Origin of the sequence: Curtobacterium sp. NPDC098951, from assembly GCF_044759965.1 — a bacterium.
Taxonomy (GTDB): Bacteria; Actinomycetota; Actinomycetes; order Actinomycetales; family Microbacteriaceae; genus Curtobacterium.
Genome location: NZ_JBIWAG010000007.1, coordinates 146,176 through 172,610 on the forward strand (window position 1 = coordinate 146,176; position 26,435 = coordinate 172,610).

The window sequence follows — 26,435 nt, forward strand, 5'->3', positions numbered from 1 at the left end:
GACGACGAACGGCCCCGCACCTCTTCAGGTGCGGGGCCGTTCGTCGTGCGGTGTCGGGCGACTACCGCTTGCCGAACACGTGGATCGGCAGGAAGAAGGAGAGACACATGAGCAGGACGCCGCCCATGAAGATGAACGCCTGACCCGAGCTCACCTGGAACGCGAAGCCGAACAGGTACATCGAAACCAGCAGCAGCAGGATCGAGAAAACAGCGGCGATGACGCGGCCCACAGTGGTACCTCCGGAATCAGGCGGGTGGATCGGACCCAGTCTATCCCCAGGAGCGGGGATCGCGGTTCACGCGCCGGGACGGGTGGCGATCAGGCGGTCGACGACGGCGAGGAGCGACTCCATGTCCACGGACGCGCGGTCCGGTCGCACGTCGCTCGCGGCCCCGAGCGACGCCGCGTGGTACAGCCCGTCGCCGAGGAGCTTGATCGCCTGCGCGGTGGGTGCGTCCCCGAGCGAGTCGACGAGCGTCGCCAGCCAGGCGTTCTCGGTGTCGTCGAGGGTCCGGCCGGCCTCCTCGTAGCCGGCCTGCTGCAGGCGACTCGCGGCGAGGAGGGCGAGGTCGAGCTCGCTGCCGACGAACTGGCAGTTCCGGACGAAGTAGCGGGCGGCCCCGTCCTCGGCGTCACGCATGCGGTCGACGTCGATGGCGGAGAGGTCGGACAGGCGCTCGCACAGGCCCTCGACCAGGGCGGCCTTCGAGCCGAAGTGGTAGAGCAGTCCACCCTTGGAGACCCCGGCCCGGGCGGCCACGGCGTCGAGGGTCGCCGGACGCTCTCCTTCCTCGCACACGATGGCGACGAAGCTGTCCAGGACACGATCGCGGGCGCTTGCCATGCCGGAAGTCTGCCATGGGACGCGCGCGACGCGTGTGCAGCGCACGGGTGCGCAGGCGCCGCGGGCCATCCTCCGCGGCGCCTGCGGGTCTGGTCAGCCCTTCAGCGCCCCCGCCGCGATGTTCGCGATGAAGTGCCTCGAGCCGATGATGAACACCCCGATGAGCGGGAACACGCTGATCACCGCGCCGGCCATCACCGAGCCGAGGTCGGTCGCGTTCACCGAGCTCAGCGAGGCGAGGGCCACCTGCAGTGTCTGGCCCTTCGGGTCGATCAGCACGATGAGCGGCCACACGTAGTCGTTCCACGCCGTGATGAAGGTGAAGATGCCGAGGAAGGCCAGGCCGCCGCGGAGCATGGGCACCGCGATCGACCACCAGGTCCGGAAGAACCCGGCGCCGTCCACGCGGGCGGAGTCGATCACCTCGTTCGGGATGGACCCCGTCGCGAACTGGCGGAGCAGGAAGATGCCGAACGCGTTCGCCGCCCCGGGGACGATGAGCGCCTGGAGCCCGCCGATCCAGCCGAGGTTCGCCATGAGCACGAAGCTCGGCACGAGCGACAGGCTGCCGGGGACGAGGAACGTCGCCAGCATCACGGTGAACAGGGAGCGCTTGAACGGGAACTCGTACTTCGCGAACGCGAACGCCGCCAGCGAGTCGAACAGCATCACGAGGACCGCGGTGCTGCCGGCCACGACGACGGTGTTGCCGAGCGCCCGGAGCATGTCGACGCTGCTGAACACCGTGGCGAGGTTCTGCATGGTGTGGTCGCTGAACCACAGCGACGGCGGGTAGCCGAAGATCTGCGCGTTCGACGACGTCGACATGACGAGCAGCCAGTAGAAGGGGAAGATCGACAGCACGACGCCGACGACGAGGCACAGGTGCGTGACGAGCCGTCCGACCCAACCGTGCCGGAACCCACGGCGGTGGTCGTCGGGCCGGTCGGTGACCGTGTTCGGTCGCCCGAGGGCGGCGGCGGTGTTCGTGGTCCGGGGTGCGGTGTCGGCGCTCATGCGCGGGATCCCTTCGCGCTGGTCGTGACGGTGCGCGGGGTGCGCAGTCGCCGAGGGGTCTTGAGCCCGTCGCGTTCACTGAGCAGTCGCCAGTTGATGATCGCGAAGACCACGGAGAAGAAGAACAGCACCCAGGCGATCGCCGAGCCGTACCCGAAGTCGAACTGGTTGAACGCCTGGTCGTACTGGTAGAGCACGATCGTCATGCCGGCCTCGTCCGGTCCACCGACCGCCTGTCCGTTGAACAGGATCTGCGGCTCCGTGAAGAGGCCGAGCCCGCCGATCGTGGACGTGATCACCGTGAAGAGGATGACCGGCCGCAGCATCGGGATCGTGATCCGCGTGAAGATCTGCCACGTGTTCGCGCCGTCCACCTTCGCCGCGTCGTACAGCTCCGTCGAGATCGACTGCAGCCCGGCTAGGTAGATGATCGCGTTGTACCCGGTCCACCGCCAGATGACCATCACCGCGATGGTCACCTTGATGCCCCAGTACGACGACAGCCAGCCGACCGGATCGGCACCGACGGCGCGGAGGGCGGCGTTGACGAGCCCGAACCCGTCCGAGAACACCGAGCCGAACACGATGGCCATCGCGACCATGCTCGTGACGTTCGGGATGAAGAACGCGACCCGGTAGAAGCCCTTCGCCCGGATGTTGCCGTGCAGCAGGAACGCGAGCACGAGCGCGAGGAACAGCATCGGGACGGTCGAGATGATCCAGATGATGAAGGTGTTCGCGACGGCGTTCCAGAAGCGCGGGTCGCTGACGAGGTACTGGTACTGCGCGAGCCCGACGAACGCGGGGGAGCCGACGCCGTCCCAGTCGGTGAACGACAGCACGATCGAGAAGACGATCGGGAACAGGCCGAACACGAGGAAGAGCACGTAGAACGGGGCGATCGCCACGTACTGCGGCCAGAAGCGGCGCAGGCTGAACCGCTGCCCGGTCGCCGCGGTCGATATCGACGCGGTGGGGGCGCCCCCGACGACGGGGTTCGCGGTGGTGGCGGTCTGCTCGCGGATCGGGGCGCTCATGCGGCGACCCCGCGCTTCGCGAGGACGCGGTCGGTCTGGTCGAGCGCGTCCTTCCAGGCGCGTTCCGGGTCCTTGCCGGCGGACTCGACGTTCGTGATCTCGGTCGCGAAGGCACCGATGAACCGCTCGGAGTTCGAGATGTACGTCACGGGGACCTCCGGGGCCGCCTTGCTGAAGAAGTCGAGCGGGTTCTGGTCCCCGAAGAACTCGCCGGGGTTCCGCATGATGCCGTTCTCGAACGACGCGGGGGTCGACGGGAAGAGCTGGATGTCGTTGTAGGTGTGGGACTGGATGTCCGGCCGGGTGATCCACTTGGCGAACGCGACCGCGGCCTCGGGGTCCTTCGACGACTTCGGGACGGCCAGGAACGAGCCGCCGCTGTTCCCGGGTCGCTCGGGCTGGCGGGCGATCCGCCACTTGCCGGAGAGGTCCGGTGCGGTGTCGTGGATGATCTGCGTCCACCATGCGCCCTCGATCTGCCCGGCGACCCGGCCCGCGACCCATCCGGCGTTCTGGTCGGTACCGGACTGCAGGTTGGCGGTGATGCCGGCGTGGATCGACTCGACGGCGTTCTCCCACGCCTTCCGGATCGAGCTGTCGTCGTCGTGGTAGAGCGGCTGGTCGTCGCGGTCGAAGTACCGCGTCGGGCTCGCGGAGACGAACTGGTTGAAGAGCTGTGTCGCGGTGATGATCGTCGCGGCACCGGTCTGCTGCTTGATCTGCTTGCCGAAGGTCCGGAAGTCCGCCCAGCTCTGGATCGCCGCGCTCACCTCGTCCGGGTCGGTGGGGAGGTCGGCCTTCCGCAGGACCTCCTGGTTGTAGAAGAAGCCGGTGGGGCCGGTGTCGACCGGCCAGAAGCACTGCCGCCCGGACGGGGTCCGGCCGAGTGAGAGCTTCCAGTCGTAGTAGGCGGACTGCTCGGTGGCGGAGGGGGCGAAGTCGGTGAAGAGGTCCTCGTCGGGGAAGTAGAGCCAGCAGTTCGAGTTCACCATGAGGACGTCGGGGATGAACGCGTTGCCGGCGAGCGCGGTCCGGAACTTCGTGTCGTAGGACGCCCCGCCGATGAGGTCCGGCCGGAGCCGCATCGGTTCGTGGCCGCTGATGCCCCCGGCGGCCTGCTGCAGGAACTTCGGGTCGAGGGACCGGTTCCAGTACCAGAGGACGAGTTCGTCCGGGTCCTTGGAGATGGCGGTGCCGGTGGAACACCCGGCGAGGAGGGTCGCGGAGGCGAGTGCGCCGAGCGCGCCTGCGCCGGCGAGGAACCCCCTCCTGCTGAGCCTGTGCGTTGGTGCTGTCACTGGAGTACCTGCTCTCGTCGTTGAGATGGTGCAACCGTGGAGCGCTCGACCGTGAACGCTCACGAAGTGGTCAGAGCATGCCCTGGCCGACACGCCGTGTCAAGCATCCACATCGTTGCAGGGGCGGAGACGGGCGGGTACGGTCGTCGGGACCGTGAAGGTTCACGAGACGATAGGGATCCGCATGTCAGCGCAGACCGCGACCACCGCCAGCAGCAGCTCCACGAGCGAGCACGACACCCCGGGCTGGGCCGTCCTCGGTCCCGGTGGGATCGCCCGCCGCTTCCTCTCCCAGCTGCCTGCGAGCGCGGTCGGCGCCACCCTCGTCGCCGCCGGCAGCTCGTCGACCGAGCGTGCGGGCGCGTTCGCGGCCGAGGCCGGCGACCACGGGTTCGCCGACGTCACCGCGGCGTCCTACGACGAAGTGCTCGCCGACCCGCGCGTCGACGCGGTCTACGTCTCGACGGTCCACACCGGCCACGCCGCCCTCGTCCTCGCGGCGCTCGCTGCGGGCAAGGCCGTCCTGTGCGAGAAGCCGCTCTCGCCGAACCACGGCACCTCGATGGCGCTCGCCGATGCCGCACGCCAGGCCGGGCTGCCCCTGGTCGAGGCGTACATGTACCGCTTCCACCCGCAGACCGCGGCCTTGCTCGACCTCGTCCGCCAGGGCGCGATCGGCACCGTGACGCACGTCGACGCCTCGTTCGCGTTCCGCGCGGGCACCCGGTCCGGCCGGCTGTTCGACGTCGACACGGCCGGCGGCGGGATCCTCGACGTCGGCGGGTACCCGGTCACCATGGCGGCCGCGATCGTGCAGGCCGCGACCGGTGTGGCCGTCGCCGAGCCCGTCGAGTTCGTCGCCACCGGCACGCTCGGTCCGACCGGGGTCGACGAGTGGACGACGGCAGACGCCACCTACCGCGGGGTCGGCGACCGGCGGATCACGGCCCACCTCCGCACGGGTGTCCGCGTGCAGGACGACAACGCCGTGGTCGTGCACGGCACCACCGGGAAGATCACGCTGACCGATCCGTGGACCCTCGGCGACGACCCCACCATCGAGGTCAGCACGGTGGACGAGGACCCGCGCACGCTGTCCTTCGCCGGCGCGCACCCCTACGCGCTCGAGGCCGACGCGACCACGGCGGCCCTCGCGGCCGGTCGCGTCGACGCCCCCGAGTTCACGCTCGACGAGTCCCTCGCCACCGCGCGCACCCTCGACCGGTGGCGCGCGGCGATCGGCCTGCGCTTCCCGTTCGAGGCCGAGACCGCCGACATCCCGACCGTCAGCGGCCGTCCGCTCACGGTCGCCGCGCACGAGCCCGACCGTGCCGACAACCCGATGCGCTACGGCGAGGTCGCCGGTGTGGGCAAGCGGATGTCCCGACTGGTGATGGGTGTCGACAACCAGCCCGACCTGGCGCACGCGAGCGCCATCTTCGATCTGTTCGTGGAGCAGGGCGGCAACGTCTTCGACACCGGGTACATCTACGGCGGTGGTGTGCTCGAGGGTCGGCTCGGCAAGTGGATCCAGAACCGTGGTGTCCGCGAGGACGTCGTCGTGATCACCAAGGGTGCGCACACGCCGTTCTGCGACCCGGAGTCGCTCAGCCGCCAGCTGCTCGAGAGCCTCGAGCGTCAGGGCACCGACTACGCGGACATCTACATGATGCACCGCGACGACGAGGACATCCCGGTGGGGGAGTTCGTCGACGTCCTCGACGAGCACCGTCGCGCCGGACGCATCCGCGTGTACGGCGGGTCGAACTGGACACCTGCGCGCTTCGACGAGGCGAACGCCTACGCCCGGGCGAACGGCAAGCACGAGTTCGAGGTCCTCAGCAACCACTTCGGGCTGGCCGAGGCGTACGACGTCCCGTGGGCCGGGTGCCGCCACGCGACGGACGCGGCGTCGAAGCAGTGGCTCGAGGAGCGTCAGGTGCCGCTGCTGCCGTGGTCCTCGCAGGCGCGTGGGTTCTTCACCGGCCGCGCCAAGCCGGAGGACACGAGCGACGCCGAGCTCGTGCGCTGCTACTACAGCGACGAGAACTTCGAGCGGCTCCGCCGTGCGTCGGAGCTCGGTGAGCGGTTCGGGGTGCCGGCGACGGCGATCGCCCTCGCGTACGTCCTGCACCAGCCCTTCCCCACCTTCCCGCTCTTCGGACCGCGTACGATCGCGGAAGCCCGGTCGTCCATGACCGGCCTCTCCGTCGACCTCACTCCGGAACAGGTGGCATGGCTGGACCTCCGCGACTGACCGAACCCGTTCCCGCACCCGGCGGCCGGGCGACGATCATCGACGTCGCCGCGGCCGCCGGGGTGTCCCGGCAGACGGTCACCCGCGCGATGAACGGCATGTCCGGCATCAGCGCGGCGACGAAGGAGCGGGTGCTCGCCGCCGCCGAGGCGCTGGACTACCGGCCGTCCCGCTTCGGCCGCGGACTCGTCACCGGCGGCGACCACCAGCTCGGGCTCGTCGTGAACGACCTGCGCAACCCGTACACCCCGCAGCTCGCCTCGGCCGTGTTCCGGCTCGCCGCCGAGCAGGGCTGGAACGTCATGCTCGCCGACGTCGACCTGGCGAGCGACGCCGACCGGATGGTGCAGGCGCTCGGCGCGCAGACCGACGTCGTCATCGGGTACCTCGGTTCGCGGCGCGAGCGCTGGCGGGAGCTCCTCGGCAGCGTGCCCATGGTCGAGCTCGACCCCTACTCCGAGCCCGCGACGGGCGCCGTCTGGATCGACCCCGCCGACGCGATCGAGGTCCTCGCCGACCACCTGGTCGCCACCGGCGTCCGGCACCCGGTGGTGCTCGACAACTCGTCGCCGGGGCACACGAGCGTCCGCGGGACCCTCATGATGGACGCCCTCGAGCGGCGCGGGTACCTCCCCGAGCTCGTGCACGCCGACCACGGCACGGCCGAGTGCGGTGCCGAGGAGACCACCCGGATCCTCGCGCGCCGGCGGCGGCAGGACGCGATCCTCGCCTTCAACGACGTCATGGCCCTCGGCGTGCTGCAGGCGTGCCGGCGAGCCGGCGTCGACGTCCCCGGAGACGTGCGCGTCGTGGGGGTGGACGGCCTGCCGCTCGGCTCGCTCGTGTCACCGACGCTCAGCACCCTGGCCGTCGACCTCGACGCGGTCGCGCGCGAGGCGCTCGACCTCGCCCTCGGGATGCTCGCCGGCGAGCTGCCGCGTCAGGGTGACGCGGTGCAGCGCACGGTCCGGCACCGGCTGCTCCTGCGCGAGTCGGCCTGACGACCGGGCCCCGACCCGAACGCGACCAGCGACGGGCAGGAGGCGCGGTGCGGGCCCGCACCGTTCCTCCTGTCCGGCGGTCAGTTGCATTTGCAACCAACACCGTCCAGACGGTACACTAACGGAGTCCTGACGCGACGCGTGTCCACACCGCGCCCCGTCCGGTCCGTTCGTCAGTACCGCCGTCGACCTGGTCCGGCTCGAAGTCCCTGGAGTCACCGTGTCCGCCCTGCTCACCAGCCCCGTCGCCACCGCCGTCACCGGCAGCCGCACCCGCCGGTTCGCCGCCCTCGCGGTGCTCATGATGCCCGTCCTCCTCATCTCGGTGGACAACACCATCCTGAGCTTCGCGCTGCCGTCGATCTCCCGCGCCCTCAACCCGGACGCCACGACGCAGCTCTGGATCGTCGACGCGTACCCGCTGGTCCTCGCCGGACTCCTCGTCGTGATGGGCAGCATCGGCGACCGCATCGGGCGTCGCCGGATCCTCGTCATCGGCGCCAGCGGCTTCGCGCTGTTCTCCGTCGCCGCGGCCTTCGCGACCGACGCCTGGATGCTCGTCGCCGCCCGCATCGTGATGGGCGTCTTCGGCGCGATGCTCATGCCGGCGACCCTGTCGATCATCCGCAACGTCTTCGTGCACGCGGGGGAGCGGCGGATGGCGCTGGCCGTCTGGTCGACCATGTTCGCGGCGGGCAACGCGCTCGGCCCGCTCGTCGGCGGTGCCCTCCTCGCGCACTTCCACTGGGGCGCGGTGTTCCTCGTCGCGGTGCCGATCCTCGTCGTGATGCTCGTCGCCGTGCCGTTCTGCGTCCCCGAGTCCCGCGACCCGAACCCGGGGCCGGTCGACGTGCCGAGCATGTTCCTGTCGCTCGGTGCCCTCGCCCCGATCGCCTGGGCCATCAAGTCCGTCGTGCACCCCGAGGAGCGGGGCTTCGCGATCGCGATGCTCGCCGTCGGCGTGCTGTGCGGCATCGCGTTCGTGCGTCGACAGCTCCGTTCACGGACCCCGATGCTCGACCTCCGACTGTTCCGGAGCACCGCGTTCACGGGCAGCGTGCTCATGAACATGACGGCGATGTTCTCGCTGACCGGGTTCCTGTTCTTCATCGCCCAGCACCTGCAGCTCGTCGCCGGGCTCGACCCGTTCGCCTCCGGCATCGTGCTCGTCCCGGGATCGGTCCTCACGATCGTCGCCGGGCTCGCGGTCGTGCCGATCGTCGCGCGGGTCGCTCCGCGCTGGGTCGTCGCGGTGTCGCTGCTGTTCTCGGCGGCCGCGTACGCCATGGTCGCGGCCCTCGGGCACCACGCCTCGATCGTGGCCCTGGCGTTCGCGTTCGTCCTGCTCGGCATCGGGATCGGTGCCTCCGAGACCGTGACGAACGACCTCATCATCTCGACGGCTCCGGCGGACAAGGCCGGTGCGGCCTCGGCGATGTCCGAGACGGCGTACGAGATCGGTGCCGTGCTCGGGACGGCGGTGCTCGGGACGATCCTCGCCACCGCCTACCGCGCGCACGTCGTGGTGCCGGACGGCCTGTCGTCGTCGGCGCACACCGCCGCGCAGGAGACCCTCGGCGGCGCGGTGTCGGCGGCGTCGTCCCTCGGCGGGTCGGCGGGGCAGGCGCTGCTGGAGTCCGCGCGGGCCGCGTTCGACTCCGGCGTCACGGTCACGGCCGGCGTCGCGGCGCTCCTGATGGTCGTCGCGGCCGCCGGTGCGGTCGTGATGCTGAAGCGCCGGTAGCGCCGCGCCGCCGCGCCGCCCCGCGCCGCCGCGCTTGGTGAGCAGGAATGGTCGGGTGCCCGCGAACGACCCGACCATTCCTGCTCACCACGTCGCGCTCGCGGTGCCGATCGTCACGTCACGCGGGGTCACACGGCACGCCCGGGATCGGACGAACCTGGGAATCGTTGACCTCAACCTTGGTTGAGGTCATACGTTGGGACGTGGTCGCGCAGCCGCGGCCATCCCCAGCGAAGGAACGACGACGACTCCCATGCCCGACGAAGCCCCGGCGACCATCGCGGACGCCTACAAGGCCGCCTTCCGTGGACACCCTGCCGGTGTCGCCGTCATCACCGCCGAAGGCCCCGACGGCCCGACGGGCCTCACCGCGTCGAGCGTCGCGAGCGTCGCGATCGACCCGCCGGTCCTCGTGTTCTCGCTGTCCACCAACTCCGGGTCGGCCGGCGTCGTGCTGGGGGCGCCGATCTTCGTCGTGCACCTCGTCGACTCGCTCGGCGTCGGCCTCGCCCGTCGCTTCGCCTCCACCGGCAGCCCGGCGGCCGACGACCCGATCTGGGGCACCCTGCCGTCCGGCGACCGCTACCTGCCGAGTGCCGCGAGCGCCCTGCGCTGCCGACCACTGTCGACCACGCCGATCGGCTCGTCGACCGTCGTCGTCGCCGAGGTCCTCGACATCGTCGTCGGCCTCGAGCGGGGCGAGCCGCTGGTCTACCACAACCGGGAATTCCACTCCCTCACCGATCGTTCCCGGCTCTCGTGAGCCGCGGAGCACCATCCGCACACCACTGATCGAAAGGAACTCACATGGCTGAGTACACCCTGCCGGAGCTGCCGTACGACTACGCCGCACTCGAGCCGCACATCAGCGGCAAGATCATGCAGCTGCACCACGACAAGCACCACCAGACCTACGTGACGGGTGCCAACACCGCGCTCGAGCAGCTCGCCGAGGCCCGTGAGTCGGGCAACCTCGCGAACGTGAACAAGCTCGAGAAGGACCTCGCGTTCAACCTCGGTGGCCACGTCAACCACTCGATCTTCTGGACGAACCTCGGCCCGGACACCAAGGTCCCCGAGGGCGAGCTCGCCGCCGCGATCGACGAGTTCTTCGGCTCGTTCGAGAAGTTCCAGGCCCAGTTCACCGCCGTCGCCACGGGCATCCAGGGTTCCGGCTGGTCCGTCCTCGCCTGGGACACCGTCGGGCAGAAGCTCACGACCTTCCAGCTCTTCGACCAGCAGGCCAACGTGCCCTTCGGTCTCGTGCCGATCTTCATGCTCGACATGTGGGAGCACGCGTTCTACCTCGACTACCTCAACGTCAAGGCGGACTACGTCAAGGCCGTCTGGAACATCGTCGACTGGGAGAACGTCGCCGCGCGCTTCGCGAACGCGAAGTCGCAGCGCTTCGTCACGCTCTGAAGCGGACGGGGCGGGTCACGATGGTGACCCGGTGACGGACGGGAGGCGCGGTGCCGGCTGGCACCGCGCCTCCCGTCCGTCGTCGGTGCCGTCGACCGATCAGGCCGGCTGGAACTGCGTTCGTGCGACCAGCTCGTGGGCGATCGCGCGCAGCGCGGCGTCGGACGCGGTGTGTTCCGGGTCGACGAGCGTGCCCCACTGCACGCCCCGTGCGGCGAGGACGGCGCTCTGCGCCGCGTGCTCGGCGTCGGTGCCGTCGAAGCCGTGCTCAACGCACCAGGCGGCGATGGCGGCGACCTGCGCGCGGTGCAGCCGGTGCTGGTGATCGCGTCCGTCGAGCGACTCGACCGCGCCGAGTTCGAAGGTCAGCCGTGCGGCGAGCAACCGGTCCGGTTCATCGAGTCCGCCGAACACCGCGACGAGGTGGTCGGCCAGACCGGCGTCGTCGGTGCGGGGGTCGAGCGTGGTGTCGGTGGCGGCTGCCGAGAGGTGGTCGACGACGGCGTCGATGAGCGCGTCGCGTGAGCCGAAGTGGTAGACGATCGGGTACGCGCTCGATCCGAGGACGCGGCCGAGGCTCCGGACCGAGACGTCCTCGAGCTTGGTGTCGTGCAGGTGCTCGACCACCTTCGCGATGATCGCCGGCTTGAGCGTCGGGTCGGGCTTGCGGGGCATGGCGTCTCCAACGAGCGAGATGGGCAGTACGCGACAGTTCACATACGAGTTACGAGTATATCACCGCACCAGTCACGTGAGGGCCGCGGATCGGGCCCTGCATGTCCGATCGTGGTCAATAATCGGAGTTTTACTCGATTTCGCGTATGATGTGCGCGATGTCCATGCCTCCAGAGCGCCCTGCGGCCCCGTCACGGCCCGAGGCACCCCGTGCCGGACGGGCGGTCGCAGGTCGTCGTCGCGGCGCGGGGAAGCGCTTCCTCGTCGTCGGCGACGTCCTCGACGGCGTCCTGGTCCAGACCACCGCGGCGAGCATGGGGTCGCACGACCCGGCAGCGGTCATCCGTCACCGCCCGGTCGGCGCCGCGGGCAACGCGGCCACGTGGCTCGGTTGGCTCGGTGCCGAGGTCGACCTCGTCGGCCGGGTCGGTGTCGACGACGTCTACCGGCACGAGCGCTCCCTCGGTGACGCCGGGGTGCGGGCGCACATCCGCTACGACGCGCGGACGGCGACCGGGGCGGTCGTGTCGGTGCGCAATGCGAACGGTCGCACCGCGATGTCCGACCCCGCGGCCAGTGGCGTGCTCTCGGCGGAGGACCTGCCGCTCGACCTCGTCGCTCGGGCCGACATCGTGCACCTGACCGGCTCGGCGATGCTCGGCGGCGGCGGACCCGACCGGATCGCGGCGTTGATCGCCCGGGCCCGGTCCGGTCCGGCGCGGGTGACGCTCGACCCCTCGTCCGCCGCCGTCGTGCGCGCCGTGGGCCCGTCGGAGTTCCTCGAGGCCCTGTCCGGTCTCGACGCCCTCTTCCCGAGCGCCGAGGAGGCCGCGGCGCTGACCGGGGCGCCGACCGTCGACGAGGCGATCGCGGTGCTCACCGAACACGTGCCGCTCGTCGTGGTCACGATGGGGACCGACGGGGTCCTGCTCGGTCGGCGCGGGCGGAGTCCCCAGCCGGTGCCGATCACGCCGGCGACGGTGGTCGACACGCTCGGCGCGGGCGACGCGTTCGCGGCCGGGTTCCTCCGTGCCTGGGCGACGGACCCGGTGCGGGTCGCCGCCGCCGCGCGCGAGGGCACCCGGGTCGCGGCGCGGGCGCTCGGGTTCGTGGGCGGTCGCCCGCCGGTCTGACGTCCGGTCCCGGCGTCGTTCCACGCTGGCGCGTTCCGGCCGTCGCGGGTCAGCGCTCGCTGGGCTCGGCCCGGACCACCAGGGTCTGCACCAACCCGGCCGCGAGGGGCGCCAGCCGGATCTCGACGCGCAGTCGCCCGGTCGTCCCGGGCAGCCACCACCGCAGGTGCGACGGAGCCGACGACTGCTCGTCCACCGGTGCCGCGCCGAGGTCGGCACCGACCTGGGCCACGGCGTCCGCGATCACCCGGCGTCGCCGTTCGTAGGGCACGTCCATCGCCACGTTCGGCGTGCAGATCGCGTCCGCCAGGTCGTCGTCCCAGTCGGCCAGCAGCCGCGTCACGGCCGCCTGCGCCACCCGCGTCGCGTGGACGGTCGGGGCCGTGCCGGGAACAGGCGCGGAGGAACCGTCCGTCCGGGCGGCCAACACGACGTCGAGCGCACGGTCGGCGGCAGCCGAGACCTTCGCCTGCGTCGCGTTCTCGAACGCGACGACACCGATGCCGTCTCGGGCAGACCACCGCATGTGCGCCGAGAACCCCGGGTAGCCACCGGAGTGCGACACGAGTTCGCCGAACACCGGGTCCTGCTCGACGAAGAGGCCGAACCCGTACGCGGTCGCACGGGTCGAGGTCGGGACCACCGCTGCGGGGACGACGCGCATCGCCTGCTGCATGAGCCGGCGGTCGGCGGGGGAGACCGGTCCGTTCTCCGGGTCGTCGGAGAACGCCGACGCGAGGTGGCGTCCCCAGCGGGCGAGGTCGGTGACCGTCGAGAAGAGGCCGCCGATCGACGAGAACGCGCCGGGACCCGTCAGCGGCAGGGGCTCCCAGTCGCCCACACCCGCGCCGTCGCTGGCTGGGCGGACGCCCGTGACCACGTGGCCGTGGGCGTCCTCGGCGCGGAAGACGGTGTCCCCGAGGCCGAGGGGACGCAGCACGAGGTCCGTCGCGACCTCGGTGAACGGCCGCCCGGCGACGACCGCGATCGCTCGACCGAGCAGCGCGTACCCGGTGTTCGAGTAGGCGAACCGTGTCCCCGGGACCGAGTCGAACAGCAGGCCGGCGCGGAGGACGTCGTCGAACTCGGCGTCGGAGAGGGACTCCTGCCGGTCCGCCCAGGGGTCGTCGGTGGGGAAGCCGCCCGACATCGTCAGGAGCATGCGGAGCGTCGGCACGGGGGAGTCGGCGGTGGGGAGCGCGACGTCGGCGAAGGCGGGCACGAAGTCGGTGATGGGGTCGTCCAGTCGGACCCGGCCGTCCGCCACCAGGGCGAGCAGGGTCGCCGCCGTCACGCTCTTCGTGCACGAGGCGATCCGGTGGACGGTGTGCGCGTCCGGGGCGAGGCCGTCACCGCGGTCGCCGTGCCCACCCGACGCCACCAGGCCCGCGCGGTCGAACACGCCCCAGACGCTGCTCGGCGCGACTCCCCGTTCGACCCGTTCGCGGAACAGCGCGTCGACCTCGGCGATCGCCCGCGCGTCGATCCTGCTCACGATCGACGCATCCGGTCGTACGCGTCGAGGGCCCGCTGCCGGGTCTCCTTGAGGTCGAGCATCGGCTCAGGGCGGTCTTCGTCGGCGGGGACCCACCGGTGCACGTACTCACGGTGCGGGTCGAACCGCTCGAGCTGGCGGTCCGGGTTGAACACGCGGAAGTACGGTGCCGCGTCGAACCCGGAGCCCGCGACCCACTGCCAGTTCGCCGCGTTGTTGGCGGAGTCGGCGTCCACCAGGGTGTCCCAGAACCACTGCTCGCCGACACGCCAGTCGACCAGCATGTTCTTCACGAGGAAGCTGGCCGTCGCGAGGCGGACACGGTTGTGCATCGCGCCCGAGTGCCAGAGTTCCCGCATGCCGGCGTCGACGAGGTCGAACCCCGTCGTGCCGTGCCGCCAGCGGTCGACCTCAGCGTCGGGTGCGTCCCGCCACGGGAACGCGTCGAACTCGCGTCGGACGTTCACCGAGGTGATGTCCTCGCAGTGGAAGTACTCGTGCCAGTTGAACTCGCGCCACGCGAGCTGCCGGAGGAACGCCGACGCGTTCTTCCGCTGCTCGGGCTCGAGCTCGCCGTGCAGGCGGTGCCAGACCTGGTAGGGGCTGACCTCGCCCCAGCGCAGGTGCGGGGAGAGGTCACTCGTCGCGGCCATCGCGGGCTCGTCCCGCTGGTCGTAGTCCTCGAGCGCGTGGGTCACGAAGTGCTCGAGTCGCCGGTGCGCACCCCGTTCGCCGGGTTCCCAGGCGTCGCGGAGGCCGCCGGCCCAGTCCGGCTGGGTCGGCAGCAGCCCCCAGTCGTCGAGGTCGTCGCTCGCCGTGTCGGCGGGTGCCGGCAGGTCCCGCGGCTTCGGCAGGGGGTGGCGGGGTTCCGGCATGGCCTGGGCCGCACGCCAGAACGGCGTGAACACCTTGTACGGCTCGCCCTGACCGGTGAGGACGGTCCACGGTTCCCAGAGCAGGGCCGCGGCGAAGCTGTGCGCCTCGGTCCCCGCGTCGGTGAGGGCCGACTTGATCCCCGCGTCGAGGTCCCGTTCGGCACGGCCGTAGCGTCGGTTCCAGAACACCGCGTCGGCGCCGGTGTCGGACACCAGCGCGTGGACGACGTCGGCCGCGGGCCCGCGGCGGAGGACGAGTCGTGACCCACGGTCGCGGAGCTCGGCGTCGAGCGCGGTGAGGGAGTGGTGCAGCCACCACCGGGCCGCCGCACCGATCGGGCGGATGCCGGCGGACTCCTCGTCGAGGACGTACACGACGGTGACCGCGCCGCCGTGGTCGATCGCGGCACGGAGGGCCGGGTTGTCCGCGAGACGGAGGTCGTCGCGGAGCCAGACCAGGGCGCCGGTCACCGTGCCGCCACGTCGACGTCGGACATCGTCCGGGGGGCGCGACGGGACGTCGACGCCCCGGCGGCGGTGCGGAGCTTCGTGCAGAGTTCGGTGAGCGTCCGGAGCTCGGCTTCGTCGAGCCCGGCACCGACCTGGTCGACGATGGTCTGCGCGTGCTGGACGGCGACCGCCCGGTAGACGTCGAAGCCGTGCGGGGTGAGGGCGACGATGACCCCGCGGGCATCGGCGGGGTCGGGCTGCTTCTCGACGATGCCGCGGGCGGTGAGTCGGTCGACCAGGCGGCTGACGCTCGGCTGGGTGAGCAGCAGGTGGCTGGTCAGTTCCCGCATCCGGCAGCGTCGCCCGGGCTGGGTGGAGAGGTTGAAGCAGACGTCGTACTCGTTGAACGAGATCTCGCCGCCGGGGAAGTCGGCGTTGAGTGCCCGCATGACGGTCACCTGTGCGCGGAAGAGCGCTTCCCAGGCGGCGACGGCGGTCGCCTTCTCGCTGCGGCGTGGCTCGTTCACGGTCCCGCTCCCTCTGGTCGTACGGTCATGCCACACTACCGACGGCCTCGGACACGGGATGCCGCTGACGCGCATCCGTGTCCCCCGGAACGCACGAGGGCCGCCCACCGGTTGCCCGGCGGACGGCCCTCTCCCTTGCAGGACGGCGCAGTTCCGGCAACGCACGAGGGCCGCCCACCGGTTTCCCGGCGGACGGCCCTCTCCCTTGCACCAAGAGTGTCCTGCAATCACATTCCACAGGCGGTGCCACAGCAAACACTGCCTGCAGGGATGACTGTATAACGAACGGGTAACGGCGCGCTAGCGGACGCGGCGGTCGTTCGCTGCGAGTTCACCAAGAAGCAGCGATCAGGATCAGAAGAGGTCGGGCGACGGCGTCGAGGCGTAGCGCACCGCGACGTCCGCGTGCCGGTCGAAGCGGTAGCCCACCCCGCGCACGGTGCGGACGATCTCCTCGAAGGCGCCGAGCTTCGACCGGAGCCGTCGGACGTGCACGTCGATCGTCCGCTCGTTCGGGGTCTCGTCCTCGCCGTCGGACCAGAGCCCGTCGATGATCGCCGAGCGGTCCACCGTCTGGCCCTCGCGCAGCACGAGGAACTGCAGGAGCTCGAACTCCTTGTAGGTCAGGGGCGCGGCCTCGCCGTCGAGGGTGACGCGCTTGCGGGAGATGTCGATGACGACGCCGGTCTCCTCGGGCTCGGGCTTCTCCGCCTGCTTGCGGGCGGCCACGGCGGAGCGGTCCTGCAGGGCGAGCCGGACGACGTCGACGTCACGGCCGCCGGAGCCCTCGGCGGCGACGGCCACGGCGGCGTAGGTCTCTGACGTCGGCACGAGCTGCGCGGTGAGGGCCTTGAGCTGCTCGACGACCGCGGCGAGCGTCGTGCCGGCCGCGGCGGCCTTCGCCTCGTCGATGCCCACGTACAGGGCGAAGCCACGGGCCTCGGTTCCCTCGGGCAGGGCGCGGTTGCGCTGCGGGGCGACGACCGGGCTCGTCGGCACGCCGGCGGCGACGGGCGGGGCGGCGGGCTGGCGACGCGGACGGATCGGGGTGACGGTACCGAGGTCGGTCGGCGCGGGGGCTGCGGTGCGGAGGGTGGTGCGGGGCTGGGCGATGGTGAGCGACATGGCGGTTCTCCGGGCGATGTGGCTGCGGTGTCGAGGTGTGCCGCGGCCGTGTCGAATGCGTCGGTCCGGGTACGGCGAGTGCCGTGGTGCCCTGCGGTCCTGCTGCGGACCGGGGCCGACCCGGGGGTACGGGGACGGACCTCGTGACGTGGTGCGTGTCGTCGACGTGGTCGTCACCCTGGGATCACGCTCGCGCGACGGGGGTGGTGTCGCGGGGGATCCGGCTGGAACGGGTGCCGATCAGGCACACATTCGACAACGCATGACGGCCATGGCCGGCATCATCATGCCGGCGGTCCCCAGTGCCTCGGAGAGGACGCGGGTGGACACGGTTGCAGTCATGGGACGAGTATCGGTGGGATACCAACGTCGTGTCAACCGTCCGCGCGGACGGTGCGTTCTGCGAACGCACGGGGAAGACGGACAGGAGGCGCGGTGCCAGCCGGCACCGCGCCTCCTGTCCGGTGGTGGTCGCGTCTACTCGGCGAGACCGTAGAGGCGGTCGCCCGCGTCACCGAGGCCCGGCACGATGTAGCCGTTCTCGTCGAGCTTCTCGTCGAGCGCGCCGAGCACGATCGAGACGTTGCGGTCGCCGACGGCGGCCTCGACCGCGGCGAGCCCCTCGGGGGCGCCGAGGATGCAGACGCACGTGACCTCTTCGGCGCCGCGGTCGAACAGGAAGTCGATCGCGGCCGCGAGGGTGCCGCCGGTCGCGAGCATCGGGTCGAGCACGAAGCACTGCCGGCCGGACAGGTCGTCGGGCAGGCGCTCGGCGTAGGTCTGCGGCTCGAGGGTCTCCTCGTTGCGCGCCATGCCGAGGAAGCCGACCTCGGCCGTCGGGACGAGCTTGACCATGCCCTCGAGCATGCCGAGTCCGGCACGCAGGATCGGCACGACGAGCGGGCGGGGCTTCGCGATGGAGACGCCCATGGTGTGCGCCACCGGGGTGTCGATCGGGGTCGCGGTGACCCGGACGTTGCGCGTCGCCTCGTACGCGAGGAGCGTGACGAGCTCCTCGGTGAGGGCGCGGAACGTGGGGGAGGGAGTGGTCCGGTCGCGGAGCACCGAGAGCTTGTGGGTGATGAGCGGGTGGTCGGCGACGTGGACTCGCATAGGGTCGAGCCTACCGTGCTGCCGACCGCCAGGAGGTCCCTGTGGAAGCACCCGCCGCCCGCCCGTTCGTCCCGGCGATGGAGCGTGCGCTCGACGAGGCGCGCGCCTGCCTCGCGACCGGGGACGTCCCCGTCGGCGCCGTCGTGCTCGACCGTGACGGCACGGTGGTCGCCGTCGGGCGGAACGAGCGCGAGGCGCGGCAGGACCCGACGGCGCACGCCGAGGTCCTCGCCCTGCGGGCAGCCGCGGCGGCGGTCGGCGACTGGCACCTGGAGGAGCACACCCTGGTGGTGACGCTCGAGCCGTGCCCGATGTGCGCCGGCGCGGTGATGGCGTCCCGGGTGCCGCGGATCGTGTTCGGCGCGTGGGACCCGAAGGCCGGCGCGAGCGGGAGCGTCTACGACATCGCGAGGGACCGCCGGCTCCCGCACCGGTCCGAGGTCATCGGCGGCGTGCTCGAGGGGGAGTGCGCCGCGCTGCTCGACGCGTTCTTCGCGGCGCGCCGCTGACCGGGCAGAGGGACCGCGGGCCCGAGGAGCCGGGGCGCAGCCCGGCGGCGACTCAGCTCCAGAGCACCGCGATCAGCACGTTGACGATCGCGAGCGCGCCGGCGGAGTGGAAGAACGGCAGCGCGGCCTTCGCCTTCGCCGCGCCGGCGTCCGCCCGCTTCTGGCGGGCACGGGCGACGAACGCGAGCACCAGGGCGACGGCGGCGATGACGAGCTTCACGCCGAGCTTGGCGTGGTTCGCGCCGCCGTCCTGGGTGGCGTCGATGATCCCCATCATCCCGAGGCCGGTGACGAGCTGCACGACGAGCCCGGTGATCGGCCAGACGGTCTGGAAGCCGCCCTTGCGCCGCACCTGCACGAGGAACGCCCCGATGACGGCCGCGAGGCCGAGGAAGTGCAGGATGAGCAGGATGTTGAAGAGCGCCGACATGTCACCATCGTGGATGACCGGTCCCGGTGCCCGCCAGCAAGGTTCCCCTTAGTCCGCGGCGCGGATGACGATCGCCTCGGTGGGCGGTCGGGGTCCGGTCCGGAGGACGTCGGGCTCGACGTAGATCACCCGGGCGATCGGCACGGCCTGCCGCACCCGGTGCTCGACCGTGTCGATGCCGGCCGCCACGTCGCCCAGTCGTCGGTCGCCGTCGACCGCGACCTTGACGCCGACCATGAGCTCGTCAGGGCCGAGGTACAGGGTCTTGATGTGGATGATCGAGTCGACCTCGGGACCGTCGAGCACCGCGTGCTTGATGCGTTCGACGTCGGCGGCGGTGGCGCCCTCGCCGACGAGCAGGCTCTTCGTCTCGATGCCGAGCACGACCGCGACGGCGATGAGCAGCGCGGCGATGAGCATCGTGCCGATCGCGTCGAACAGCCCGTTGCCGGTGATGGCGGTGAGGCCGACGCCGAACAGTGCGAAGACGAGGCCGAGCAGGGCCGCGGTGTCCTCGAGCATGACGACGGGGAGCTCCGGTGCCTTGGCACGTCGGACGAACTGCACCCAGCTCTGCCGGCCCTTCTGCGGTCGGGCTTCCCGGAGCGCGGTGCGGAGGGAGAAGCCCTCGAGCCCGATCGCGATGACGAGCACCACCACCGGCAGCCACCAGTTCTCGAGCGGGTGCGGATGCGTGGCCTTCTCGATGCCCTCGTAGAGCGAGAACACGCCGCCGACCGAGAACAGGATGATCGAGACGACGAAGGCGTAGACGTACCGCTCGCGTCCGTAGCCGAACGGGTGCTCTTCGTCGGCGGCACGGCGGGCGCGACGGCCGCCCAGGAGCAGGAGGAGCTGGTTCGCGGAGTCGGCGAGCGAGTGGACGCCCTCGGCGAGCATCGACGCCGATCCGCTGATCGCCGCGGCGACGAACTTCACGATCGCGATGCCGACGTTCGCGCCGAGCGCGGCGAGGATCGCCTTCGTGCCTCCTGAAGCGCTCACAGCTGTCCCTTCTCCCGACCTGGAAGACGATCCTAGGCGAGGGCGCTCGGTAGGGTCTGGGGCATGACGATCGAACTGCCCCGCACCGCTCTGCTCGGCGTCGGCTCCATGTCCGGCGCGGTCCTCGACGGGCTGCTCGCTGCCGGTCTGGACCCCGCCACCGTGACCCTGACCACGAAGTCGGAGTCCTCGGCCGCGGCGCACCGGGAGCGTGGCCTCGACGCGACCGCGACCGACACCGACCCCGACGCGAACCGTGCCGCGGTCCGTGGCGCGTCGCTCGTCGTGCTCGGGGTGAAGCCCTACGCGATCGGGGAACTGCTCGACGAGGTGTCGGCCGACCTCGCACCAGGGACGGTCGTCGTGAGCGTCGCCGTCGGGACCACGACCGCCAGCATGGAGGCGCGGGTGCCGGCCGGGGTCCGCGTGGTCCGGGCGCTCCCGAACACCCCGATCGGCGTCGGCCGCGGGGTGACCGGGATCAGCGCCGGCCCGTCCGCCGACGCCGAGGCCGTCGCGCTCGCCTCGTCGGTGTTCGACGTCTCCGGCGTGGTGATCGAGGTGCCGGAGTCGCAGCTCGACGCCCTCTCCGCCGTGTCCGGGTCGGGTCCCGCCTACGTCTTCCTCCTCGTCGAGCAGTGGCAGCAGGCCGCCGAGTCCCTCGGGTTCACGGCCGAGCAGGCCGAGGCGATGGTCCAGGGCACGCTGCGTGGGGCGGTGGAACTCCTCGCCGCGTCCGGCAAGGAGCCGACCGCGCTACGGAAGGCCGTCACGAGCCCGAAGGGCACCACCGAACGCGCCGTCGCGGTGCTGCAGGAGGCCGACCTCGCCGGGACGTTCGAGCGGGCGTCGCGCGCCGCGATCGCCCGCGCCGAGGAACTCTCCGAGGGCTAGCGGTCGACGGGCCGCCGACCGACAGCTGCCGACCGACAGCCAGCGTCCGACGGGCCGGCGACCGACGGGACGTCGGCCCGCGGGCTGCCGGTCCGAGGGTCAGCGACCCGCGGGCTGGTGGTCCGACGCCCGGTGCTCCGGAACCACGACCTCGGCAGCCGGGGACGGCACGGTCGGCAGCGCGCGCCGGGCCCGGACCATCGCCCAGGCGACGAGGCCGCCCGCGAGCACGGTCAGGACCGACCCGCCGATCGTCACCGCGTCATCGAACGCGGCGCTCTGCGCGTTGCTCCACGGCGTCGCGGTGAGCGACCCGGTGAACACCGCGCCGAGCACCGTCCCGGCGATCGCCACACCGACGGCGGAGGCGACCTCGGACGACGTGTCCACCAGGGCCGCGCCGATGGTCGTGCGGTCCCCGGGTAGACCGCCGAGGACGTTCGTGCCGGCGACGACCCCGACGACCCGCATGCCCGCGGCGACGAGCACGAGTGCGAGGGCGATCCACCCGTAGCCGAGCGGCCCGAGCAGCGTGTACACCGCGAGTCCCACGACCACCGCGGCCGCGCTCGACCAGGCGGCGTGCCCGAGGCCGACCCGACGGACGAACGGCCCGACGAACGCGCTGCCGGCCACGAGCACGGCGACCTGCGGCAGCATGCCGAGCGCGGCGAGGGCCGGCGGCCACCCCCACGCCAGCTGGAGGTGCAGGGTCACCAGGTACCCGAGCCCGGCGACCGCGATGCCCGTGGCGGCCTTGTACGCGAGGCCACTCGACACCAGCGGCCGGGCGACGAGCGCGAGGTCGAGCAGCGGGTGCGCCACGCGGCGCTGCCGGGCCCCGAACCAGGCACCGCAGCCGAGTGCGCCGACCGTGGCCGCCCATGCCGTCCAGTCGGAGGGACCGCCGTCGACGAAGCGCGTCGGCGCGACGAGGGCGAGGACGATCGTCGCCGTCCCGAGGACCGCGGACGTCCAGTCGACCGGGGCCCGGTGCAGCCCGCCCGGGTCGTCCGCGGCGACGCCGAGCCGGATCCCGATGAAGGCCAGCGCCGCGATCGGCACGTTGACGAGCAGGAGCACCTGCCACGGCCAGACGGCGAGGACGAGCCCACCGACCGTGGGGCCGACGGCGAGCCCGACGAGCCCCACGGTGGAGATGACCGTGATCGCGCGGACCCGCCGCTCGTCGTCGTCGAAGAGCCGGAACGCGAGGGCCATCGAGCCGGGGGTCGTCATCGCGGCCGCGATCCCGGTCGCGACCCGGACGGCGACGAGCCCGCCGACGGTCGTCACGAACGCGGTCGCGAGGCTCGCGAGGCCGAGGAGCACGAGCCCGGAGAGCATCACCCGCCGCCGGCCGTACCGGTCGGCGACGGCACCGGCGGCGAGCATCAGACCACCGAAGACGAGCGAGTACGCCGACGTGACCCACTGCAGTCCCGTCGCCCCGGTGTGCAGCTCGCGAGAGATCGTGGGGAGGGCGACGTTCAGGACGGAGTTGTCGAGCATCTCGAACAGGAAGACCGCGGCGAGCCCGGCGAGGGCGACACGCGATCCGCGCAGGGATCGGGGAGAGTGGAGGCGACCGGCGTTCATGCGTCTAAGTTAATTCACTCAACTCAGTCAGTCAACAAGCAAGGAGTCCGCATGCCCAGGAGCGCGCCCCGCGGGGGACCGGAGACCCGGGCCCGGATCGCCGAGACCGCGTCCGGCATGTTCGCCGAGCACGGGTTCGACGGCGTCACCGTCGCCCAGGTCGCGACGGCCGCCGGGGTGTCGAGCGTCACGGTGTTCAAGCACTTCCCGCGCAAGGAGGACCTCTTCCTCGACCGCTCCGCCGAGACGATCGCGCTGTTCGTCGCCGCGGTCGAGGGCGTCGCACACGACGACGTGCTCGACACGCTCGAGGCGCTGACCGTCCGCGTGGCGGACGAGCGCGCGCCCGTCTCGGGACTCGCTCCCGGCGCCAGACGGTTCTTCCGGACCGTCGCGGACTCGCCGGCACTGCGGTCGCGGGCGCTCGAACTCGTGGCCGACGGGCAGCGCGCGCTCGGGGAGGCCGTCGGTGACCGGCTCCTCGCGGCGCTCTTCGTCGCCGGCTACGCCACCGTCTTCGTCCGGACGGCCGAGGCCGTTCTCCACGGCGAGGACGACGACACCGTCGTCGCGGCCCACCGTGCCGGTCTGGCACGGCTCTTCCGCGCCCTCCGGGACGGGGTCCCGTCCGCGACGTGACCGGTCGACGGCCGGGAGGCGCGGTGCGGGGCCGCACCGCGCCTCCCGGCCGTCAGGGGGTCACTCCAGGGCGGCGAAGCGCTCGAGCGCGCGCTCCGTCCCGGAGACGATGATGACGTCGTTCTCCCCGATCACGCTCTCCGGGGTCGCCGGCACGAACGCCTCGCCCGGGGTCTTGATGCCGAGCACGGTCAGACCGAAGCGTGTGCGGATGACGGTGGTGGCGAGGTCCTTGCCGCGCACCGACGCGGGCGGGAACATCTTGACGACGGCGAAGTCGTCGTCGAACTCGATGAAGTCGAGCATCCGGCCGGACACCAGGTGCGCCGTGCGCTCACCCGCCTCGCGCTCCGGGTAGACGACGTGGTTGGCGCCGATCCGGGACAGGATCGTGCCGTGCGAACGGCTGATCGCCTTCGCCCAGATCTGCGGGATGCCGAGGTCGACGAGGTTCGCGGTGATCAGGACGCTCGACTCGAGGTCGCTGCCGGTGCCGACGACCGCGATCGGGAAGTCCTGCGCACCGATCTGCCGCAGCGCGTCGATGTCGGTCGCGTCCGCCTGCACCGCGTGCGTGACCCGGTCCGACCACTTCTGGACGAGTCCGGCGTCGGTGTCGACGACCAGGACCTCGCGGTCCTGGCGCTCGAGCTGTCCGGCGGTGGCGGCACCGAACCGGCCGAGGCCGATGACGAGCACGGGGGCGTCGTGGCTCACGGCGCCGAGCGGGTGCGGGCGGTTGCGGTCAGCCAACGATCGGCCTCTCCTCGGGGCGACGGAACAGTTGCCGGCTCTGGCTGGCGGCCAGTGCAGCGGCGATGGTCACTGTACCGACACGACCGAGGAACATCGTCGCCGCGAGCACGTACTTGCCGGACTCCGGCAGGGACGCGGACACCCCGGAGGACAACCCACACGTGGCGAACGCCGAGATCACCTCGAAGAGGACGCGGTCGAGGGACTCGTGGGTGATCTGCAGGAGCACGATCGTGGCGACGGCGACGATCGTGGCGCCCCAGAGGACGACGGCGACGGCCACACGCAGTACGTCGCTCGGGATGCGGCGGCCGAACGCCTCCATGCTCTGCCGTCCGCGCGCCTCGGCGACGGCCGCCAGGAAGAGCACCGCGAGCGTCGTGACCTTGATGCCGCCCGCGGTCGAGGCCGACCCGCCGCCGATGAACATGAGCATGTCCGTGACGAGCAGGCTCGAGCCGTTCAGCTGGTCGAAGTCGACGAGCGAGAAGCCGCCGGAGCGGGTCATGGTCGACAGGAAGAGGGCCTGGAACGCCGTGCGCCCGGCTCCTTCGCGGCCGAAGGTCGTCGGGTTGGACGCCTCGAGCGCGATGTACACGGCCGCGCCGCCGAGCAGCAGGACCGCGCTCGTCGCCAGCGTGAGCTTGACGTGGATCGGCCACCGGCGGGGCGTGCGGAGCTGCTTCGTGAGGGCGCGGATCACCGGGAAGCCGATCGAGCCGGCGACGACACCCACCATCAGCAGGGAGAGGAACCAGTAGTCGTGCGCGAACGGCTCGAGCCCGCTCGCGTTCGGCGAGAACCCGGTGTTCGTGAACGCCATCGCCGCGTAGTAGAACGAGTCGCCGACCGCCGTCCAGAACGGCATGCCGGCGATGAGCACGGACGGCAGCAGGAGCAGCCCGAGGACGATCTCGATCGAGAGCGTGCTCACCGCGACGGTCGCGAGCAGGGTACCCACCTCGCCGAGGCGGACCGCCTGCCCCTCGGGGACGGCGCCGTGGTGGGTCCGGAGCGGGTTCGAGTCGCCGGCGGCCATGAGCTTCGCGCGGAGGCCGAGCTTCCGCGTGACGAAGAGCCCGAGGATCGAGGCGAACGTCAGGACGCCCACCGCACCGATCTGCGTGCCGATGACCACGAGGGTCTTGCCGAACACCGACCAGTGCGTCGCCATGTCCACCGTCGCGAGCCCGGTCACGCAGACCACCGAGGCGGCCGTGAACAGCGCGTCCGCGAAGTGCGTCGACCGTCCGTCCGCCGCGGCCCACGGGGTCATGAACAGGCTCGTGAACACGAAGATCAGCGCCACGAACACCACGATCGCCAGGCGGGACGGCGACGAGCGCAGGGCGGTGCCCAGCCGGGAGGGCCGTCGACGCATCGTGTCCGCCGAGCGGGACGGCGGCTCGTGTCGGTCGAGCATCGTATGCCTCCGTGGACATGGGCAGGACGGTTCGTCATGGTACATCCGTGACGCCCCGGCTAGCCTTGCTGCATGGCCGACATCTTCAGCGTCGTGGCGGACCCCACCAGGCGTGAGCTGCTCGGGACGCTCCTGTCCGCGTACGGTTCCGACGTCACCGGCGGCGAACTCAGCGTCGGCCAGCTCGTCGAACGCCTGGGCGTCAGCCAGCCGACCGTGTCGAAGCACCTCCGCGTGCTCCGCGACATCGGTCTCGTCACCAGCCGCGAAGAGGGGCAGCACCGCTACTACCGGCTCGACCCGGAACCGCTCGTCGGCATCGAGGAGTGGGTCCTGCCGTTCACCGGCGCGGTGGACGCCGACGGCACCCCGGCCACCACGGCCTGGACGCTCGACGGGCAGCCGGTCTCGGTCCGGCGCTCGGGCGCGGCGGGCAAGGCCACCGTCGAGGTCGGCACCGAGCTCGGCCGGGTGATGGCCGAGGCGTCGTACCGCGCGACGGCGGCCCTGTCCGGTGCGCAGCAGGGGTGGGAACGGGTCGTCGACCGGAGCCGCAAGCGGTTCACCCGGCGGGGCGACGAGGACTGAGTCCGGCGGGGCGACGGCGACCGGGTCCGGAGGGGTGACCGGGCCTGTGTCCTCCCTGGACACCGGGTCGCACCGGCCCCTACAGTTGCCAGTGACCACACAGGTCACACCGAACATCCCGAAGGCGGACCATGACCGGCAGTTTCGACGACGTGCGCTTCCTCACCGTCGCTGAGGTCGCCGAGATGATGCGCGTCTCCAAGATGACCGTCTACCGCATGGTCCACGCGGGAGAACTCCCCGCCATCCGCTTCGGCCGGTCCTTCCGCGTCCCGGAGTCCGCCGTGGCGGACGTCCTGCGCGGCGGCATCGCCGACGTCGGCTAGGCGGGTCCGAACCGCGCCGTTCGACATCGCGTCAGCGCTCCGCTAGACTCGGCGGGGTTGTTTTTCCGCGGTCTCGTTGGCCCGGTGTCCACACAACATCAGTCCGAGTGAGGTCCGTTATGGGTTCTGTCATCAAGAAGCGCCGCAAGCGCATGGCGAAGAAGAAGCACCGCAAGCTGCTTCGCAAGACGCGCCACCAGCGTCGCAACAAGAAGTAAGTCCAGTACTTGCACCCGAAGCCCCGGTTCGC

At 71.5% G+C, this 26,435-nt stretch carries 28 protein-coding genes; 12 read left to right on the forward strand and 16 right to left on the reverse strand.

Going from position 1 to position 26,435, the window contains the following annotated elements; genetic code table 11:
• Window positions 1–61 precede the first annotated feature (61 nt).
• From ACIQUC_RS16960 to ACIQUC_RS16980, 5 genes are all read right to left on the reverse strand, one after another.
• Window positions 62–232, reverse strand: coding sequence for a hypothetical protein (locus tag ACIQUC_RS16960; RefSeq protein WP_022906224.1), 171 nt, complete (start codon window positions 230–232; stop codon window positions 62–64).
• Between the two features lie 66 nt (window positions 233–298).
• Window positions 299–847, reverse strand: coding sequence for a TetR/AcrR family transcriptional regulator (locus ACIQUC_RS16965; protein ID WP_022906223.1), 549 nt, complete (start codon window positions 845–847; stop codon window positions 299–301).
• A gap of 93 nt (window positions 848–940) precedes the next feature.
• On the reverse strand, window positions 941–1,864 hold the full coding sequence (locus ACIQUC_RS16970) for a carbohydrate ABC transporter permease (protein WP_022906222.1): 924 nt from the start codon (window positions 1,862–1,864) through the stop codon (window positions 941–943).
• Window positions 1,861–2,901, reverse strand: a complete 1,041-nt coding sequence (locus tag ACIQUC_RS16975; RefSeq protein ID WP_402269222.1) for a carbohydrate ABC transporter permease — start codon at window positions 2,899–2,901, stop codon at window positions 1,861–1,863. Before ACIQUC_RS16975 ends, ACIQUC_RS16970 begins: the two co-directional genes overlap by 4 nt.
• Window positions 2,898–4,199 carry an extracellular solute-binding protein gene (locus tag ACIQUC_RS16980; protein WP_402269224.1) on the reverse strand — a complete coding sequence of 434 codons (1,302 nt, stop codon included), beginning with the start codon at window positions 4,197–4,199 and terminating at the stop codon, window positions 2,898–2,900. Before ACIQUC_RS16980 ends, ACIQUC_RS16975 begins: the two co-directional genes overlap by 4 nt.
• Before the next feature lie 184 nt (window positions 4,200–4,383).
• Between ACIQUC_RS16980 and ACIQUC_RS16985 the strand changes: the two genes are divergently transcribed.
• The 5 genes from ACIQUC_RS16985 to ACIQUC_RS17005 all read left to right on the forward strand — a co-directional run bounded on the left by ACIQUC_RS16985 (window position 4,384) and on the right by ACIQUC_RS17005 (window position 10,623).
• Window positions 4,384–6,456, forward strand: a complete 2,073-nt coding sequence (locus ACIQUC_RS16985) for an aldo/keto reductase (protein ID WP_402269226.1) — start codon at window positions 4,384–4,386, stop codon at window positions 6,454–6,456.
• A complete protein-coding gene (locus ACIQUC_RS16990) occupies window positions 6,435–7,457 on the forward strand; it encodes a LacI family DNA-binding transcriptional regulator (RefSeq protein WP_022905835.1) in 1,023 nt (340 codons plus the stop codon). The genes ACIQUC_RS16985 and ACIQUC_RS16990 overlap by 22 nt, the downstream gene beginning before the upstream one ends.
• Window positions 7,458–7,677: 220 nt before the next feature.
• Window positions 7,678–9,201 (forward strand): MFS transporter, encoded by a 1,524-nt coding sequence (locus ACIQUC_RS16995; protein WP_402269228.1) that lies wholly within the window; start codon window positions 7,678–7,680, stop codon window positions 9,199–9,201.
• Window positions 9,202–9,454: 253 nt separating this feature from the next.
• The gene (locus ACIQUC_RS17000; protein WP_402269230.1) at window positions 9,455–9,964 is read left to right on the forward strand and encodes a flavin reductase family protein; all 510 of its coding nucleotides are present in this window, start codon (window positions 9,455–9,457) and stop codon (window positions 9,962–9,964) included.
• A 44-nt stretch (window positions 9,965–10,008) separates the two neighbouring features.
• Complete coding sequence (locus ACIQUC_RS17005; RefSeq protein WP_079236628.1) at window positions 10,009–10,623, forward strand: superoxide dismutase; 615 nt, start codon at window positions 10,009–10,011, stop codon at window positions 10,621–10,623.
• A 99-nt stretch (window positions 10,624–10,722) separates the two neighbouring features.
• On the opposite strand, the gene ACIQUC_RS17010 is transcribed toward ACIQUC_RS17005, so the two are convergent.
• Window positions 10,723–11,298: a hypothetical protein gene (locus tag ACIQUC_RS17010; RefSeq protein WP_402269233.1), complete on the reverse strand. Its 576-nt coding sequence runs from the start codon at window positions 11,296–11,298 to the stop codon at window positions 10,723–10,725.
• 158 nt (window positions 11,299–11,456) lie between these two features.
• Here ACIQUC_RS17010 and ACIQUC_RS17015 point away from each other — a divergent pair, with 158 nt between their 5' ends.
• Window positions 11,457–12,431 carry a carbohydrate kinase family protein gene (locus ACIQUC_RS17015; protein WP_402269235.1) on the forward strand — a complete coding sequence of 325 codons (975 nt, stop codon included), beginning with the start codon at window positions 11,457–11,459 and terminating at the stop codon, window positions 12,429–12,431.
• A 49-nt stretch (window positions 12,432–12,480) separates the two neighbouring features.
• Here the strand turns inward: ACIQUC_RS17015 and ACIQUC_RS17020 are convergent, their stop codons facing one another.
• From ACIQUC_RS17020 to upp, 5 genes are all read right to left on the reverse strand, one after another.
• A complete protein-coding gene (locus ACIQUC_RS17020) occupies window positions 12,481–13,926 on the reverse strand; it encodes a serine hydrolase domain-containing protein (protein ID WP_402269237.1) in 1,446 nt (481 codons plus the stop codon).
• Window positions 13,923–15,272: a cryptochrome/photolyase family protein gene (locus ACIQUC_RS17025; protein WP_402269239.1), complete on the reverse strand. Its 1,350-nt coding sequence runs from the start codon at window positions 15,270–15,272 to the stop codon at window positions 13,923–13,925. Before ACIQUC_RS17025 ends, ACIQUC_RS17020 begins: the two co-directional genes overlap by 4 nt.
• Window positions 15,269–15,778: a MarR family winged helix-turn-helix transcriptional regulator gene (locus ACIQUC_RS17030; RefSeq protein ID WP_402269241.1), complete on the reverse strand. Its 510-nt coding sequence runs from the start codon at window positions 15,776–15,778 to the stop codon at window positions 15,269–15,271. Before ACIQUC_RS17030 ends, ACIQUC_RS17025 begins: the two co-directional genes overlap by 4 nt.
• Before the next feature lie 354 nt (window positions 15,779–16,132).
• Window positions 16,133–16,903 carry a winged helix-turn-helix domain-containing protein gene (locus ACIQUC_RS17035; protein WP_022906561.1) on the reverse strand — a complete coding sequence of 257 codons (771 nt, stop codon included), beginning with the start codon at window positions 16,901–16,903 and terminating at the stop codon, window positions 16,133–16,135.
• A gap of 477 nt (window positions 16,904–17,380) precedes the next feature.
• On the reverse strand, window positions 17,381–18,016 hold the full coding sequence (gene upp / locus ACIQUC_RS17040) for a uracil phosphoribosyltransferase (RefSeq protein WP_070418346.1): 636 nt from the start codon (window positions 18,014–18,016) through the stop codon (window positions 17,381–17,383).
• A gap of 77 nt (window positions 18,017–18,093) precedes the next feature.
• Between upp and ACIQUC_RS17045 the strand changes: the two genes are divergently transcribed.
• Entirely contained in the window at window positions 18,094–18,525 is a 432-nt protein-coding gene (locus ACIQUC_RS17045) for a nucleoside deaminase (RefSeq protein ID WP_031261905.1), read from the forward strand.
• Between the two features lie 52 nt (window positions 18,526–18,577).
• Here the strand turns inward: ACIQUC_RS17045 and ACIQUC_RS17050 are convergent, their stop codons facing one another.
• Together ACIQUC_RS17050 and ACIQUC_RS17055 are read right to left on the reverse strand one after the other, a co-directional pair.
• Complete coding sequence (locus ACIQUC_RS17050) at window positions 18,578–18,955, reverse strand: hypothetical protein (protein ID WP_022906564.1); 378 nt, start codon at window positions 18,953–18,955, stop codon at window positions 18,578–18,580.
• Window positions 18,956–19,003: 48 nt separating this feature from the next.
• On the reverse strand, window positions 19,004–19,960 hold the full coding sequence (locus ACIQUC_RS17055) for a cation diffusion facilitator family transporter (protein WP_402269244.1): 957 nt from the start codon (window positions 19,958–19,960) through the stop codon (window positions 19,004–19,006).
• Window positions 19,961–20,023: 63 nt separating this feature from the next.
• Between ACIQUC_RS17055 and proC the strand changes: the two genes are divergently transcribed.
• Window positions 20,024–20,854: a pyrroline-5-carboxylate reductase gene (proC, locus tag ACIQUC_RS17060; RefSeq protein WP_402269246.1), complete on the forward strand. Its 831-nt coding sequence runs from the start codon at window positions 20,024–20,026 to the stop codon at window positions 20,852–20,854.
• 99 nt (window positions 20,855–20,953) lie between these two features.
• Here proC and ACIQUC_RS17065 read toward each other — a convergent pair whose 3' ends face one another.
• Window positions 20,954–22,453, reverse strand: a complete 1,500-nt coding sequence (locus ACIQUC_RS17065; RefSeq protein WP_402269248.1) for an MFS transporter — start codon at window positions 22,451–22,453, stop codon at window positions 20,954–20,956.
• Window positions 22,454–22,504: 51 nt separating this feature from the next.
• Here ACIQUC_RS17065 and ACIQUC_RS17070 point away from each other — a divergent pair, with 51 nt between their 5' ends.
• Window positions 22,505–23,092: a TetR/AcrR family transcriptional regulator gene (locus ACIQUC_RS17070; RefSeq protein WP_402269250.1), complete on the forward strand. Its 588-nt coding sequence runs from the start codon at window positions 22,505–22,507 to the stop codon at window positions 23,090–23,092.
• A gap of 60 nt (window positions 23,093–23,152) precedes the next feature.
• On the opposite strand, the gene ACIQUC_RS17075 is transcribed toward ACIQUC_RS17070, so the two are convergent.
• Both ACIQUC_RS17075 and ACIQUC_RS17080 read right to left on the reverse strand, forming a co-directional pair.
• Window positions 23,153–23,845 (reverse strand): TrkA family potassium uptake protein, encoded by a 693-nt coding sequence (locus ACIQUC_RS17075; RefSeq protein ID WP_022906569.1) that lies wholly within the window; start codon window positions 23,843–23,845, stop codon window positions 23,153–23,155.
• Window positions 23,838–25,271 carry a potassium transporter TrkG gene (locus ACIQUC_RS17080; RefSeq protein ID WP_022906570.1) on the reverse strand — a complete coding sequence of 478 codons (1,434 nt, stop codon included), beginning with the start codon at window positions 25,269–25,271 and terminating at the stop codon, window positions 23,838–23,840. The genes ACIQUC_RS17075 and ACIQUC_RS17080 overlap by 8 nt, the downstream gene beginning before the upstream one ends.
• A gap of 72 nt (window positions 25,272–25,343) precedes the next feature.
• Here ACIQUC_RS17080 and ACIQUC_RS17085 point away from each other — a divergent pair, with 72 nt between their 5' ends.
• The 3 genes from ACIQUC_RS17085 (at window position 25,344) to ACIQUC_RS17095 (ending at window position 26,403) form a co-directional block, all read left to right on the forward strand.
• Window positions 25,344–25,859: a helix-turn-helix transcriptional regulator gene (locus ACIQUC_RS17085; RefSeq protein ID WP_083857910.1), complete on the forward strand. Its 516-nt coding sequence runs from the start codon at window positions 25,344–25,346 to the stop codon at window positions 25,857–25,859.
• A 131-nt stretch (window positions 25,860–25,990) separates the two neighbouring features.
• Entirely contained in the window at window positions 25,991–26,185 is a 195-nt protein-coding gene (locus ACIQUC_RS17090; protein WP_022902482.1) for a helix-turn-helix domain-containing protein, read from the forward strand.
• 119 nt (window positions 26,186–26,304) lie between these two features.
• The gene (locus ACIQUC_RS17095) at window positions 26,305–26,403 is read left to right on the forward strand and encodes a 30S ribosomal protein bS22 (protein ID WP_003792170.1); all 99 of its coding nucleotides are present in this window, start codon (window positions 26,305–26,307) and stop codon (window positions 26,401–26,403) included.
• The last annotated feature ends 32 nt before the right edge of the window (window positions 26,404–26,435 follow it).